This window comes from Micromonospora sp. NBC_00389 (assembly GCF_036059255.1).
Taxonomy (GTDB): Bacteria; Actinomycetota; Actinomycetes; order Mycobacteriales; family Micromonosporaceae; genus Micromonospora.
In genome coordinates, this window is sequence record NZ_CP107947.1 from 6,478,593 (window position 1) to 6,493,147 (window position 14,555).

A 14,555-nucleotide genomic window follows, 5' to 3' on the forward strand; every position below is an offset into this window, starting at 1 on the left:
GTCGACGTTCGCCACGGTGCGGCACCACACCAAGATCACTCGCGGGCGGCCGGATGGTTATCGGGTTCACGCCGCCCAGCACTGCCCGCGCGCCTGAACGTCCCACACCTCGTCTCCCTCGTCCGCGCCGGCCCGGTCTTCGAGGTCGGCAAACTGCCCTCCGACTCGCTCCACGGCGTTCTTCTCCTGCGGCATGACTTCGGCGACGACGTCGTTTGCGTCGATGCCGACCTGCTCGGCCACGGTCCGTGCCACGGTCGCGTTGTTGACGGTGAGGAGGGAGAACCGGCGTCAGGCCAGGACTCGCACGCTGACCGATCGGCGTCGGCCCTCTTCCCACCCGCGAGCGTCTCGACCTCCTAGCACGCGGAGGCCCCGGCTGCAGGTCTTCATCGACCTGCCAGACCCAGTGTGAACCGCCAATGCCCCGCGCCAGGCCCTACACCCTCAACTGTGAAGCGCCGCTTTCGTGCGTTCTGAGGTCGGTTACGGCCGGACGGCGACGTGGGCGACGAACGCCCGCCACGACGCCGGCCCGAAGGCCAGCCCGACGTGGCGCTGCGGGACGCGCGGCACTGGGCGACCGGCCGATAGCCGACCAAACACTCCACGCAACACCACCTCGACGCAGCTGCGCCGACGATTCCGCGCGGATCTTGGACAGTTTCCGTTACCCACTAACTGTTCAGTCCCATGACCTCTGTCGCAGTTCATGTCCCGGTTCCTGTGTCACAAGATCAGCTTTGTAGGTGGGGGTGCGTTGTCGGGCTTGACTGCAAGCCATGGCGACTCGGCGTCAGGTCATGAGCGCGGTGGATGCCCTGCTCACCGCAGGGGTGAAAATCGATAACGTGCAGCAGTGGTGTCGAGACAACGGGGTCAACCCGCGCACGTTCTACCGACACCGGGCGCGGATCGAGGCCGAGGGTGCGTGGCGACCCCGATCGAGCCGGCCGCACCACAGCCCGGGCCAGGCCCCGCCGGAACTGGACGCCTGGATCTGCAAGCTGCGCGCCGAGTTGGGCGTGGACAACGGCGCGGATCACATCCACGACGAACTGGTGCGCATCCACGCCGAGACCAGCCCCGCGTGGTCGGTGCCGTCACGATCCACGATCAACCGGGTGCTGTCGCGCCATGACCTGCTGCACCGCAACCCTGCCAAAAGGCCGCGCTGTTCCTGGCGCCGCTTCGCCTACGCCCAACCCCGCGACTGCTACCAGATCGACGCGACCATGATCACTCTCACCGACGGTCGTCTCGTCGCCGTGTTCGACGTCATCGACGACTGCACCCGCATGCTCGTGACCTGCCACGCCGCCACCGCCGAAACCGCCACCGCCGCGATCGCCGCCACCGGCCACGCCATCACCAACCACGGCGCACAGGTGGCGCTCCAGCCGCTGCTCACCTGCTGCCAGCCGGTGGGCCAGGTCCAGGTGAGCGTCCAGCCGTTGATCGGGCTCGTCCCGTTGTTGGTGATCTCGATGCCGCCGATGTAGCCGTTGCCCCAGTCGCTGTTGGTGGTGAAGCGGACGGTGCACGCGCTCGCGGCCGGGCTGCCGGTGGCGAAGGTGAGCGGCGGTGAGGCCCAGGACACCCGGCCGGCGGTGTCGCGGGCCAGCACGTTGACGGTGTACCTGGTGCCCGGCACCAGGTTGCCGACCGTGAACGAGGTGGCCGCCGTCTCGCCGAGTTGCTCGCCGATCGCACCGTTCTGCCGGTACACCTCGTACTTCGCGATCGGGCTGGCGCCCGGTGCGGCCGCCGGCCAGGAGATCGTCGCAGTCCGGTCGGCAACGCCGCTGGCGGTGGGCTGACCCGGCGCCGAGGGCCGCCCGGCGGTCGAGCCGGCTGGGCGAAGCACCAGCGTGGTCAGCGAGTACGGCGGCAGCGTCCGGCTGGTCGCGGAGCCGGACTGGCCGGTGGCGATGCCGGTGGCGCCGTTGGCGAGGGTGGACACCGTTGGCGCGTCGGCGGCCGGGGTGAACCCCGCGTAGTCGATGGTGACCGGATGCGCCGTGTCCGGGTCCTTGTTGACCAGCAGCAACGCGAGGTCACCATTGCCCCGGCGGACGGCGTGCGCGGTGACCAGCGGCTGGTCGGTGCCGGCGCGGACGAACTGGTCACCGGGCTGGGCGAAGCGCTTCATCATGGTCAGCCCGTGGTACGGCGCGAACGGCGTGTTCAGCGGCGGCTCGCAGACCGAGCCGTCCTCGGTGCAAGCGCCGCTGGAGAGCATGCCGAAGTCGCCGTAGTCGGTCTGGCCCGCCACCTCCGACACGGTGCCGATGCCGTTGTGCACGTTCCACCAGTGGGCGGTGAAGATGCCGTTCTCCAGCAGCCCGCTGTAGGCGTCGGCCAGGAAGTGCGCCGCCGGCTGGGTGGTCCGGCCGGCGTCGACGTTCAGCTCGGTGAAGCTGATGCCGATGCGTGCGGCGTTCGGGCCGGCGTACCGGGTGAGCTGCTCCCGGAGCAGGTGGGTTGCGTCGGGGATGTGGCTGGTCCGGGCCAGCGACTCCGCGGCGGTGCCAACCGGGTACCAGTGCACGTCCACGAAGTCGATCTTCGGGCCGGCGAGGGAGAGCACGGTCTGGTTCCAGGAGCCGGGGTCGCTGCCGGCGGTGATCCCGTCCGGCCAGTTGCCCGGCATCGTCAGCACCGCGCCGACCTTGATGCTCGAGTCGACGGCCTTCATCGCGTCGGCGTACTCGACGACCAGCCTCGCGTACTGGGTCGCGCTCTTGTCCGGGTGGTCGTCCGCCTCCCAGGCAGCTCCATAGTGGCCGTTGCCGTAGTTCTCGTTGCCGACCGTCCAGTACCTCGCGCCGTAGCCCTTGGTCACGTTGGCGTACCGCACCCAGTCTGCGGCCTCGGCCGGCGAGCCGGTGCCGTAGTTCGCGATGATCATCGGTTGCGCGCCGACCCGCCGGACCGCCGCCATGAAGGTGTCGAAGTCGGTCCCCGGTGCGACGTAACCGCCGGGCGCGGTGTGGTCCTTCCAGTGGTAGATGTCGGCGTACGAGCCGCCTGGGTAGCGCATCATCTGCACGCCGGCGTCGCGCAGCAGGTCCGACGTCTCGGCGCTGCCGAGATGCTGGTCCCAGATGGCGTGGTTGACGCCCAGTGCGGTGGCGGGCACCGTCGCCAGCCCCGCGCGGGCGTTCACGGTCACGGCGACCGGGTCGGGTGCCGCGCTGGCGGTCGGTGGGTTGATACCGGAGAGCGCGCCCACTGCGAGCAGCAGGCTCGCCAGGAGTGCCGCGCGGGCTTTCGGGTTCTGCATGGGCTGGGTTCCTTCGGCGGAAATGGGTCGCCCAGCCGGTCAGGGTGCAGCGCGGCGGCGGGCAGACTCGTGGACGGATGGCGCTCTTTGGTCCATCGCTCGTTTCACCCGTCCCCCGGAATCCGTGCTGGATCCCGGCTGCCCATTGGACGGACGTCACCCCCGCGCGCGCGGCATGTCATCGACGCACAAGAATCTCACGCTCGGTTCGCCGACCTCAAGGGAGTACGCGCCGGCCTGGTAGACCTGCGCCGTTGCGTCTCAAGGACGAGCGTCGTCATCGTCTCGCCCACCATGACCTGAGCGACGCCCGCGGACACTGACGGCGGCCAGCAGAGTGACGACCGCCGCCGTCAACTGCAGCACGCCACCGAGCAGATCGACCAGGCTGGAGATGGCGGTAGCGTCGGGAACAAAGTCCATGGCGGCCTCCGGGTTCGTGCCCACCGTCCGCTTCCTGCGGAAGGCCCTCCCCCAGGCCCAGCGGACAACCGCTTGAGCGCCGCCGTCATTGTGGCACCCTCCCGCATCCAAGCGGAAGGCGTGGACCGCGGGCCGCCACACCGCCCGGTCCCGGTCGTCGCGACGGAACCGGAATAATCCGGCGGCATGCGGGGACGATTCGGTGCGGTCAAGCGGTGGTACGGAAAGCGTCGGCGGTTCGTCCGCTACACGCTCCTCGCGCTGGTGGTTGGTGCGATCCTGCTGACCGGCGGCACGGTGGCCAGCGTGGCGTGGATCCGCGGTGACGCCGAGGGCCACCTCTACAGCGAGGCCGACGTACCGGATGCGCCGGTCGCCCTGGTACTGGGCACCAAGGTGGACGCGGATGGCACGCCGTCTCCGTTCCTCGCGGCCCGCTTGGAGATCGCGCGGCGGCTGTTCGACGGCGGCAAGGTCCGGGCGATCCTGGTGTCCGGCGACAACATGAACGCCGACTACAACGAACCCGCCGCGATGCGGCGCTGGCTGGTCGACCGGGGCGTGCCGGCGCGGAAGGTGGTGCTCGACCACGCCGGCTTCGACACGTACGACTCCTGCGCACGGGCGGAGCAGATCTTCGGAGTGACGCATGCGACGGTCGTGACCCAGTCCTTCCACCTCCCCCGCGCCGTGGCGCTGTGCAGGCGCCTCGGCATCGACGCCAACGGCGTGGGCGACGAGACCGCGAAGCGGTACGCCCAGACGTGGCGGGTCAGCTCCTCCCGCGAGCACGGCGCCTGCCTCAAGGCCGCGCTGGACCTGGTCTCCGGTCGGGACCCGGCCCACCTCGGCCGCCGAGAGACCGGCATCGACGACGCCCTCCGGAGCGGCTGAGAACGAACGCCGAACTGCGCGGAGAGTCCTTCCGTCAGTGGTGGCGGGGTGGTGCGGCGCTGTCGCGGAGGACGAGTTCGGTGGCGAGTTCGAGGCGCTGGATCTCGGTCTTCTCGCCGCCGGCGAGCCGCAGCACGGTGCGTGCGGCCAGCATGCCCATCTCGGCCAGCGGTTGGCGGACGGTGGTGAGCGGCGGGGAGCACCACCGGACCTCCGGCAGGTCGTCGAAGCCGACCACGCTGATGTCGTCGGGCACCCGGAGGCCGCGTTTGCGGACGGCCTCGTAGACCCCGAGTGCCATCTGGTCGCTGGAGGCGAAGATGGCGGTGGGCGGCTCGGGCAGGGCCAGCAACTGCGCACCGGCCGTGTAGCCGGCCTCGTGGTAGAAGTTGCCGGCGCGGATGAGGGAGTCGTCCACCGGGATTCCGGCCGCGCCGAGGGCGGCCCGGTAGCCGTCCAGCCGCGCCCGGCTGCACGTCAGGTGCGGTGGCCCGGCGATGAAACCGATGCGGCGGTGGCCGAGGCCGAGCAGGTACTGGTTGGCGCTCAGGCTGCCCGCCCAGTTGGTGGCGCCGATCGTGGGTGACTCCTGCGGATCGACCCCGGCGGGGTCGATGATGACCACCGGGAGGCGGAGCCGGCGCAGCTCTGCCTGGAGGGGCGGGTTCACCATCGAGGTCACGAAGATGACGCCCGAGGAGGTGCGGGTACGCATGTTGTCGAGCCACTGTTTGGCCGAGGAGATGCGCCAGTGGATGGCCGAGACGACGGTGCCGACGCCGCTGCTAAGCGCGACGTCCTCCACCCCACGGATGATCTCCACAGCCCACGGGCTGTCCAGGTCGTTGAAGACCAGGTCGATGAGGGCCGCGGCATTACGGCGGCCCGCCGAACGGCGGCGGTAACCGTACCGGTTGAGCAGTTCTTCGACCCGTTCCCGGGTCTGCGGGCTGACGTCGGAACGGCCGTTGACGACCCGGGAGACCGTGGGCACGGAGACGCCGGCCAGCCGCGCGATCATCGCGATGGTGACGTTTCGGGCGTTGTCGGAGGCCACGGTCCGTCCCTTCGTCTGGTTGGCAGCCTGTGGTCGGCTCGGTCACTCCCGGAACTTTCGGTTTCCTGCCGGAATTACCGATCGATGGCCGGACGCTACGAGCCGTTTGCACGCTGGTCAAGGTCTCGGGCCCTATTGCGAAAGACCGGCCGACGTACGCAGGGTTGGCGACGGTGCGGGTACCCAGGTTTCCGGAAGTTCCAGCCGCCGGACGGCGACTGCGACGGCCCTCGTAGGGTGAGGGCATGGCTGAGCGATCTCTGACCCTGATGGCGGTACACGCCCACCCCGACGACGAGGCGACGAGCACCGGTGGCATCCTTGCCCGCTACGCGGCGGAGGGGATCACGACAGTGCTTGTGACCTGCACCGACGGGCGATGCGGCGACGGCCCCGGTGGGGTCAAGCCCGGCGACCCGGGGCACGATCCGGCCGCCGTCGTGGCGATGCGCTCGGCCGAGCTGGAGGTGAGCTGCGCGGCGTTGAAGGTCACCCACCTGGAAACGCTCGGCTATGCCGATTCGGGGATGATGGGCTGGTCGAACAACGACCAGCCGGGCTCATTCTGGACGACGCCCGTGGACGAGGCGGCGGACCGGCTGGCGGACCTGATCCGGCAGTACCGACCGGACGTCGTCGTCACCTATGACGAGAACGGCTTCTACGGCCACCCGGACCACATCCAGGCCCACCGGATCACCATGGCCGCTGTCGCGAAGACGGACATCCCCGCGAAGGTCTACTGGACCACCGTGCCGCGCACGATGTTCGCGGAGTTCGGCCGGATCATGCAGGAACTCGGCGTCGAGTGGGCCGATCCGGACGCAGCGGACGAGCCGGGGCCGCAGCTCGGCCTGCCCGACGACGAGATCGACACCTGGGTGGACACGAGCAGCTACGGCTCGCAGAAGTTCGACGCGTTGGCCGCGCACGCCAGCCAGACCGAGAACATCTTCTTCCTGCAACTGGGCCGGGAGCGGTTCACCGAACTGATGGGCGTCGAGACCTTCGTCCGCGTCCAGGACACCACTGGCGCGCCGCTACCCGAGGACGACCTCTTCGCCGGACTGCGCTGACCGGGCAGGTGCTACTCGTCGCCCGCTCGATGACCCACCTCGGTGGCCACCACGCCGTTTGCCGTCTCGCCGCGTAGGTCACGCCTACGGAGTACGTCACCCAACGCTCGAAGGAAGAACCACAGCACGCCGACGAGAACCGGGACGACCGTCCATGAGCGCCAGCTACCCTCGGCCAGGATGTCGGGGGTACGGATGCCGGAACAGAGGACCATCAGACCCGCGACGAACAGCTTGCCCCACGAAGCGCCAGACCTCACCATGCCACCTCCACATCCAGAGCCAGCCTGTCAAGGAAGCGGCCGGCCGTCACCACGACCGACCCGGCCCCGACCTGCGTGCCTCATTGACGGCGCGAACGAGAAGACCCTGGCTTTTAGCATGACCCCATGACCATAGATCTCTTCGCGGGCATACCCGTCCGCGACTACACGACGGCAGCGGCCTGGTACGAGCAACTCCTCGGCGCCCCGCCGTCGTTCCTGCCCAACGACACCGAGGCGGTATGGGAACTGGCCGACCATCGGTACGTGTTCATCGAGGTACGGCCCGAGCATGCCGGGCACGCCATGAACACCGTCTTCGTCAGTGACTTCGACGCCCGCCTCGCCCAGATCGCCGAACGCGGCCTGGAGCCGGCCGAACGCGAGACCTACGGCAACGGCGTTCGCAAGGCCACCTTCCGCGACCCGGACGGCAACGAGATCGGCCTCGGCGGCGCGCCGACCGCCGCCACCGTTTGACACCGAATAGACGTGCTGCTATCTGTTAACGCGCACGTGGCTCCTCGCGACAACCGACGGTTGGATGTGTGAATCACATCAGCCACGCCGGCGTGTGATCAAACAACCGATCCACGGCGAGCCACAACGATCAGTTGTGCGCGCCTAAGGTGAACCAGTGGACACCGAGGCATTGCGATCGTTCGTCCGGGCGGCCGAGCTCGGACAGGTGCAACATGCGGCCGATGAGCTGGGCGTGACGCAGCAGGCAGTCTCCAAGCGGATCGCCGCCCTGGAACGCGAGCTGGAAGTCCGTCTGTTCAAACGTACGGCCCGAGGAGTTGAGCTGACGCTCGATGGTCAGGCATTTCTCCCCCACGCGCGGAGCATCGTCGCGGGTGTCGAGCGCGCCATCACCGCGGTCAGGCCGGGCTTCCGGGCCCTTCGGATCGACGTTCTCGGCCTGCGAAGCGCGCAGGCCGTTGTTCTGCACGACTATTGGCGGTCGCATCCCGAAACCAACCTCGACGTGGTGACCCTCCGGGTCAACGACCCACGCGTGGCCGTCGCCGCCGTCGAAGCGGGCGATATCGACGCCTCGTTCCGTACCGTCACTGCCCCGGACACGCTGCCATCCGACGTGCAAATGATTCACGCGTTCGACTCTCCGCTGGAGCTTCTCGTCGGCCCGAGACATCCGCTCGCCTCCGCGCGCAGACTGACGCCACCGCAGTTGCGTAAGCACCGGATATGGGTGCCGGGTATCGCGCCCCGAAGCGAATGGGCAGATTTCTACGATCAGCTCGCCACCGAATTCGACCTACGCATCGATGCGGCAGGCCCGCACTTTGGAGACGAAGTACTCCTGGACACCCTCGCGGACTCCGCGGACGTGGCCACCCTCGTTGGGGCACGCGACCGGTACATCTGGCCGACGAACTACGACCTACGCCGCATCCCTATCGTGAATCCGACCCTCGCATACCCACTCTCTCTCGTCCTGCCCAGAACGAACCCCCATCCAGGACTCCGGGCAATCATCACCCACCTCGGAAGCCTGCCAAGGCTCCCTGAGACGGTCTGGCTCCCGTCCTGGGCAACGACGCCACGGCGCGGCGACAGCGACATCGCAAATGCTCGCAGGTCCCAGCCCCGACAAGGGTGACTCGGCCGGCTGCCGATAGCAGCCTCCAGCAGCGCCTAGTGAGTCTTATCCAGTCACCGGTACACCAGAAAGGATCGTGGCATGTCCAGCGACCGTCTCATGCGCATCCACAGCGCCGGGTTCCAGGCCATGGCCGAGAGGGTCCTGCGGGTCACCGAGCTCACCTCCCGCCTGAACGTCCTGCCCTTCGAGGACGAAGCGGGCAAGGCGGAACTGTTCGAACAGATCCTCGGCAGGCCGCTGTCGACGAGAGTCACGATCTATCCGCCCTTCTACACGGACCACGGCCTTCACTTGGACCTCGCGGAGCGCGTGTTCATCAACCAGAACTGCACGTTCCTGGACTACGCCGGCATCAGGCTCGGCGAGCGCGTGATGGTCGGGCCGAAGGCCACATTCATCACCGTCGGTCACCCGGTCGATCCTGAGGAGCGACGGGGGTGGCTGAGCGGCGCGCCCATCGATGTGGCAGAGAACGTGTGGATCGGCGCCGGTGCCACGATCCTTCCTGGCGTCAGCATTGGCCGTGATGCCGTGGTCGCCGCTGGCGCGGTCGTGACCGATGACGTTCCGCCGGCAAGCCTGGTGACCGGCAATAAGGCAACCGTGCACCGACGGTGGTGACGACCTCTCCGAGGCCACACAACGGCTAGGGTCCGCCAGGGCTGCTCAGTGGACGACGGCGGGCGCCGTGGCCTGCTCGACCTGCTGCCGCAGGGTCGGTAGGGCCGGCGCCAACGCCACGAGCATGCACAGACCACTGAGCGGGAGGAGGTCAAGGGTGGCTACCGGCAGGACGATCCCGACGAACAGCAGTGGCGCACTCCACCACCGCAGCCGCCGCTTGGCGGCCAGCATGCCCGCAAGGATGACCAGGCCGAGGAAGAAGAACTGGGGTACGACGTCGTAGAAGGCCACCTCGACCCCAGGAATGTCCTTGAAGTCCGCGGCGAGCGCCGACATCTCCGCCCGGTCCGCGGCCATCAGCCCTTCCACGATGTCGGCGCCGAACTGCACCATCGTGGCGGCGAGCCCGACCAGCGTCAGGACGACCACCCCGCTTCGCCAAGGGCTGCGCGGCAGCAGGCGGGAGAGCGCGAGGACAGCCGGGACGAAGAACACCATGCCCGCGAGGCCGAGCAGATGCGCGGCCTGCCAGTCGAACCCCGGGCCGTACACCCCGTCGGACCTTCCCCACAGTCGTACCAGTCCGTAGGCGGCGATACACACGGGTCCAGCGATCACAAAGAATGCAGCGCGTCTCATGCCGGGAATCATCTGCCCGCCGAGGCCGCACCAGCCTCCGGGCAGAGCCCCGGTACGGCCCTTGATTCTGTCTCAGGTCTTCCACTGAGCGACCCTGAACAGGACCCGACCCGGTACCCGGACAAGCGGCGCTCAGCGCCGGTTGAGTTCCGCCTGAAGCCGCTGGTTGACATCCTCCACCGCCCTGAAGGGCGGGGATTCCCTCGGTCACCCGGGGGGGGTTCCTGTTTCACCGGGCCGCGCCTTCACCGCTTGCGCGGGTCGGGTCTTATCGTCCCTCCACAGGCGTTTCACCTCTCCGCCAGCCCGGCGGCGAGGATGTTGCGGGCGGCGTTGACGTCCCGGTCGTGCACGGCATCACAGCCGGGACACGTCCAGACGCGGACGCCGAGAGTCATGGCGGTGTTGATCCGCCCGCACGCCGAACAGGTCTTCGTGCTCGGGTGCCAGCGGTCGACGGCGATAACGGTCCGCCCGTACCAGGCGGCCTTGTACTCGATCATGCTGCGCAGGTGTGTCCACGCCGCGTCGGAGATGGCGCGGGCCAGGCTGTGGTTGCGCAGCATGGTGCGCACACTGAGATCCTCGATCACGACCGTTTGATTCTCACGGACGAGTCGAGTCGACAACTTGTGCAGGTGATCCCGCCGCCGGTCGGCGATGCGGGCATGGATGCGGGCCACCGCAAGCCGGGCTTTGGCCCGGTTCTTGGTGTCCTTGCCCTTACGGGACAGGTCGCGCTGCGCCTTGGCCAGCTTGCGCCGGTCAGCGCGCTCGTGCCGAGGGTTGGTGACCTTCTCCCCGGTGGACAGAGTCAGCAGACTGGTGATGCCCGCGTCTATCCCCACCGCAGCGCCCACCGGCGGCAGGACCGCGACGGACGGGTCTTCCACCAGCAGGGACACGAACCAGCGGCCGGCCGCGTCACGGGACACCGTAACCGTGGACGGTTGCGCGCCCTCGGGCAGAGGCCGGGACCACACGATGGTCAGCGGCGCGTCCATCTTGGCCAGGGTGAGCTGCCCGTCACGCCAGCGGAACGCCGAGCGGGTGTACTCCGCCGACGCCCGAGACTTCCGCTTGGCCTTGAAACGCGGGTACCGCGACCGCTTACCCCAAAAAGCCGCGAACCCGGCTTGCAGGTGCCGCAGCGCCTGCTGCAACGGCACCGAGCTGACCTCGGTGAGGTAGGCCAGCTCCTCGGTGCGCTTCCACTCGGTCAACCACGCCGACGACTGCACATAGGTGCTGCGCTGCCGGTCAACCGCCCACGCACGGGTGCGCGCATCCAAGGCCAGGTTGTAGACCTTGCGCACACACCCGAAGGTGCGGTTGAGCTGATCGGCCTGCCCTGGGGTCGGATAGAAGCGGTACTTGTACGCCCGCTTCACCACCTCACCCATACCTCGCATTTTACCAGTAGTTCATGTACGTCTATCCCTGAGGGGAGGGAGCGGCGTTTCCTCCCCCGCCTGAAGGCAGGGGTATCCACGCCGCGACACCGATGAGCGTCTTGCGAGCCTTGCCGGCGTGCTCGTTGCGCAGGGCAGCCTTGAGCTGTCGAGTGTCGAGGCCACGGACGAGTTTGGCCGCCTCGACGACCGGTAGCTCCGACAGCCGTCCGGTCGACGTGGCATCCCTGCGCGCCCGCTTGGCCGGCCCGGTGTTCGCGACGTACTGCTTGCCGGATCGCGACGCCTCGCGCTTCATGGTGTCGGTCGCGCGCTTCTGGTCATCCGACAGCTGCTCCCAGGCACGCTTGGGCAGGTACCGACTCGTCGTGCCGCCGCGACGTGCTCGGGTGTCGCCCTGTCTGGTCTGCCAGTTCTCGTGTCCCCACCGCTGCAGGGACTTCTGCCGCTCGTCCTTGGGGCCCTCGAATCCCCCGCCGCGCCTCTTGTACTCCTGCGTGAGCAGCTGCGACTTACGTGCCGACCACTGTCCCTGCCTGCCGCCCTTGTCGGAAGCCTTGATCTCTTCCTTGATCTGCTCTCTGAGTTCGGGCTTCGTGTAGCGCGCCATGAACGGCAGCTACCCGGGGACCGCACCGCCTATGCCTCCCGCGCGCCGGGCTTGACCTCAACCTCACACGAGGTTCTAGCCTGCTCGCGGAGGTACGGCATGAGCATGGAAGTTACCGCGTGGACGTCCCTGCACCACGCGATGAACGCGCAGGACGAACGACCACTGTCCCGGGCCACCCTGAAGCGCATCGCGCGGTTCGCGCGGCCGCACCGTTCCCTGATCATCAGGTTCCTGCTGTTGAGCGTGGTGACGGCGGTCCTCACTGTGGCGGCACCGGTCCTCGCCGGTCGGGTGGTGGACGCGATCGTCGACGGCGCCGACAGCAGCATCGTGATCCGGTTGGCGGTGCTGATCGCCGTGATCGCCCTGGCCGAAGCCGGCCTGGGTCTGGTGACGCGGTTCCTGTCCGCCAGCATCGGTGAGGGGCTGATCGTCCAGCTGCGGACAGCCGTCTTCGACCACGTCCAGCGCATGCCGGTGGCGTTCTTCACCCGGACCCGTACCGGTGCGCTGGTCAGCCGTTTGAACAACGATGTGATCGGCGCGCAGCGGGCCTTCAGCGACACTCTGTCGGGTGTGGTCGGCAACGCCGTCACACTGGTCCTGACGCTGGCGGTGATGCTCAGCTTCTCCTGGCAGATCACGCTGCTGGCGCTCGTACTGCTGCCCATCTTCGTCCTTCCGGCCCGGCGGATGGGTTCGCGGCTCGCCCAGTTGCAGCGCGAGGCCGCCGAGCACAACGCGGCCATGAGCACCCGGATGACCGAACGCTTCTCGGCACCCGGCGCGACACTGGTCAAGCTGTACGGGCGTCCGGCCGAGGAGTCGGCCGAGTTCGCGGCGCGGGCGCGGCGGGTGCGCGACATCGGCGTCCGCGCCGCCATGCTCCAGTGGGTCTTCATCACCGCGCTCACCGTCGTCGGCTCGCTGGCGCTGGCCCTGGTCTACGGGCTGGGCGGTCTCTACGCCCTCCGGGGCAGCCTCGACGCCGGCACAGTGGTCGCGCTCGCGCTGCTGCTGTCGCGCCTCTACGCGCCGTTGACGTCGCTGGCCAGCGCCCGGGTCGAGGTGATGAGCGCGCTGGTGAGCTTCGAGCGGGTGTTCGAGATCCTCGACCTCAAGCCGCTGATCCTCGACAGGTCCGATGCCCGGCCGCTCCCTGACGGACCGGTCGCGGTGGAGTTCGACGCGGTACGGTTCGGCTACCCGTCGGCCGACAAGGTGTCGCTGGCGTCCCTTGAGGATGTGACGAAGCTCGATACGCGCGGCGGCGAGGAGGTGCTGCACGGCGTGTCGTTCCGCGCCGAAGCGGGGCAGATGGTCGCCCTCGTCGGCTCCTCCGGAGCGGGCAAGTCGACGATCGCCCAACTCGTGCCGCGCCTGTACGACGTCGAGGATGGCGCGGTGAAGCTCGCCGACGTCGACGTACGCGACCTGTCGGCCGAGTCGGTCCGAACGGCACTCGGCGTGGTGACCCAGGACGGGCATCTATTTCACGAGAGCATCCGCGCCAACCTGGTGTTCGCCCGGCCGGACGCGACCGAGGAGGAGATGTGGGAGGTACTGCGGCGGGCCCGGCTCGACGCCCTGATCCGCTCACTTCCGGATGGGCTCGACACCGTCGTCGGTGAGCGCGGGTACCGCCTGTCGGGCGGCGAACGGCAACGGCTCACCATCGCGCGGTTACTGCTGGCCCGCCCCCGGGTGGTCATCCTCGACGAGGCCACGGCGCATCTGGACTCCACGTCGGAAGCCGCCGTACAGGAAGCCCTCGCCGAGGCCCTGACCGGCCGGACCAGTGTGGTCATCGCGCACCGGCTGTCCACCATCCGCGCGGCCGACCAGATCCTCGTCGTCGAGGACGGACGCATCGTCGAACGCGGGCGACACAGCGAGCTACTCGCCGCCGGTGGCCGGTACCAGGAGTTGTACCGCACCCAGTTCGACCAGGACGAGCCGGCGGCCCAGGAGGATCGGGTCGCGGCCGTCTAGGAACGCCTTCGTACCGCCGCCCACCACGGTGAGCCCGTGGTGGGCGGCGGCAACACGGCGTCAGTCGTCGTCGCCGGACCTGTCGTCATCGTCGTCGTCGGACTGGTCGTCATCGTCGTCGTCATGGTCGTCGTCGACCGGCTCCTGCTCGGCCTTGACCACCGTGCCGTTGTCCCGGTCGACGTCCACCTCGTGCTCGGTGTCACCGGCGACGATCTCGACGCTCCAGACCGGGCGGCCGTGCTCCTGCTCGGCCTCGATCTCGACGATCTGGCCGCCGCCGGCCCTGGCGAGCGCGATCTCGCCGGCGCGCTGCGCGTTGACCGCCCCGCCCCCCGGCGAACTGCCGCTCGACGGCGTACCGCTGGTCGGCGTACCGCTGGCCCCTGGTGCGGCGGGCGTAGCGCTGGTGGCGCTGTCGTCCGGTTCGTCGGTGGCCGTCGGGTCGGCGGTAGCGGCGGCGAGTGCCGCGCCACCGACCGGCCGAGAGTCGTCTGCGGCGCTGACGCCGAGCGCGACCCCGGCCACAGCGAGCACCGCCGCCCCGCCGACCGACGCCAGGAGCAGAGAGTTGCGCTTCATCGTGGTGTCCACCTTTCCTCGGTTGTCGACATTGAGGATCGGCCGGATCGGGATAGTGCCGCGCTGT

15 protein-coding genes are annotated in these 14,555 nt (G+C 68.8%); 6 read left to right on the top strand and 9 right to left on the bottom strand.

Features of this window, described 5'->3' with window-relative positions; genetic code table 11:
- Positions 1 to 66 precede the first annotated feature (66 nt).
- The 3 genes from OG470_RS30660 to OG470_RS30670 form a co-directional block, all read right to left on the bottom strand.
- Positions 67 to 243, bottom strand: a complete 177-nt coding sequence (locus OG470_RS30660) for a hypothetical protein (RefSeq protein WP_328417907.1) — start codon at positions 241 to 243, stop codon at positions 67 to 69.
- Positions 244 to 1,216: 973 nt separating this feature from the next.
- The gene (locus tag OG470_RS30665) at positions 1,217 to 3,286 is read right to left on the bottom strand and encodes a fibronectin type III domain-containing protein (RefSeq protein WP_328417908.1); all 2,070 of its coding nucleotides are present in this window, start codon (positions 3,284 to 3,286) and stop codon (positions 1,217 to 1,219) included.
- Between the two features lie 261 nt (positions 3,287 to 3,547).
- Complete coding sequence (locus OG470_RS30670) at positions 3,548 to 3,733, bottom strand: hypothetical protein (protein WP_328417910.1); 186 nt, start codon at positions 3,731 to 3,733, stop codon at positions 3,548 to 3,550.
- Between the two features lie 162 nt (positions 3,734 to 3,895).
- Here OG470_RS30670 and OG470_RS30675 point away from each other — a divergent pair, with 162 nt between their 5' ends.
- The gene (locus OG470_RS30675; RefSeq protein WP_328417912.1) at positions 3,896 to 4,603 is read left to right on the top strand and encodes a SanA/YdcF family protein; all 708 of its coding nucleotides are present in this window, start codon (positions 3,896 to 3,898) and stop codon (positions 4,601 to 4,603) included.
- Between the two features lie 34 nt (positions 4,604 to 4,637).
- On the opposite strand, the gene OG470_RS30680 is transcribed toward OG470_RS30675, so the two are convergent.
- On the bottom strand, positions 4,638 to 5,660 hold the full coding sequence (locus OG470_RS30680; protein WP_328417914.1) for a LacI family DNA-binding transcriptional regulator: 1,023 nt from the start codon (positions 5,658 to 5,660) through the stop codon (positions 4,638 to 4,640).
- Positions 5,661 to 5,905: 245 nt separating this feature from the next.
- On the opposite strand from OG470_RS30680, the gene OG470_RS30685 reads away from it, so the two are divergent.
- A complete protein-coding gene (locus OG470_RS30685; RefSeq protein WP_328417916.1) occupies positions 5,906 to 6,736 on the top strand; it encodes a PIG-L family deacetylase in 831 nt (276 codons plus the stop codon).
- Between the two features lie 11 nt (positions 6,737 to 6,747).
- On the opposite strand, the gene OG470_RS30690 is transcribed toward OG470_RS30685, so the two are convergent.
- The gene (locus OG470_RS30690) at positions 6,748 to 6,999 is read right to left on the bottom strand and encodes a hypothetical protein (protein WP_328417918.1); all 252 of its coding nucleotides are present in this window, start codon (positions 6,997 to 6,999) and stop codon (positions 6,748 to 6,750) included.
- Between the two features lie 126 nt (positions 7,000 to 7,125).
- On the opposite strand from OG470_RS30690, the gene OG470_RS30695 reads away from it, so the two are divergent.
- From OG470_RS30695 to OG470_RS30705, 3 genes are all read left to right on the top strand, one after another.
- Positions 7,126 to 7,479 carry a VOC family protein gene (locus OG470_RS30695; protein WP_328417920.1) on the top strand — a complete coding sequence of 118 codons (354 nt, stop codon included), beginning with the start codon at positions 7,126 to 7,128 and terminating at the stop codon, positions 7,477 to 7,479.
- A gap of 157 nt (positions 7,480 to 7,636) precedes the next feature.
- Positions 7,637 to 8,623, top strand: a complete 987-nt coding sequence (locus OG470_RS30700; protein WP_328417922.1) for a LysR family transcriptional regulator — start codon at positions 7,637 to 7,639, stop codon at positions 8,621 to 8,623.
- An 81-nt stretch (positions 8,624 to 8,704) separates the two neighbouring features.
- Complete coding sequence (locus OG470_RS30705; RefSeq protein WP_328417924.1) at positions 8,705 to 9,247, top strand: sugar O-acetyltransferase; 543 nt, start codon at positions 8,705 to 8,707, stop codon at positions 9,245 to 9,247.
- Between the two features lie 45 nt (positions 9,248 to 9,292).
- Here the strand turns inward: OG470_RS30705 and OG470_RS30710 are convergent, their stop codons facing one another.
- The 3 genes from OG470_RS30710 to OG470_RS30720 form a co-directional block, all read right to left on the bottom strand.
- A complete protein-coding gene (locus OG470_RS30710; protein ID WP_328417926.1) occupies positions 9,293 to 9,889 on the bottom strand; it encodes a hypothetical protein in 597 nt (198 codons plus the stop codon).
- A 290-nt stretch (positions 9,890 to 10,179) separates the two neighbouring features.
- A complete protein-coding gene (locus OG470_RS30715; RefSeq protein WP_328417928.1) occupies positions 10,180 to 11,292 on the bottom strand; it encodes an RNA-guided endonuclease InsQ/TnpB family protein in 1,113 nt (370 codons plus the stop codon).
- A gap of 31 nt (positions 11,293 to 11,323) precedes the next feature.
- The gene (locus tag OG470_RS30720; RefSeq protein ID WP_328417930.1) at positions 11,324 to 11,911 is read right to left on the bottom strand and encodes a DUF5872 domain-containing protein; all 588 of its coding nucleotides are present in this window, start codon (positions 11,909 to 11,911) and stop codon (positions 11,324 to 11,326) included.
- Positions 11,912 to 12,010: 99 nt separating this feature from the next.
- Here OG470_RS30720 and OG470_RS30725 point away from each other — a divergent pair, with 99 nt between their 5' ends.
- On the top strand, positions 12,011 to 13,906 hold the full coding sequence (locus tag OG470_RS30725) for an ABC transporter ATP-binding protein (protein ID WP_328417932.1): 1,896 nt from the start codon (positions 12,011 to 12,013) through the stop codon (positions 13,904 to 13,906).
- Between the two features lie 60 nt (positions 13,907 to 13,966).
- On the opposite strand, the gene OG470_RS30730 is transcribed toward OG470_RS30725, so the two are convergent.
- Positions 13,967 to 14,488 (bottom strand): PepSY domain-containing protein, encoded by a 522-nt coding sequence (locus OG470_RS30730; protein WP_328417934.1) that lies wholly within the window; start codon positions 14,486 to 14,488, stop codon positions 13,967 to 13,969.
- Between the last annotated feature and the right edge of the window lie 67 nt (positions 14,489 to 14,555).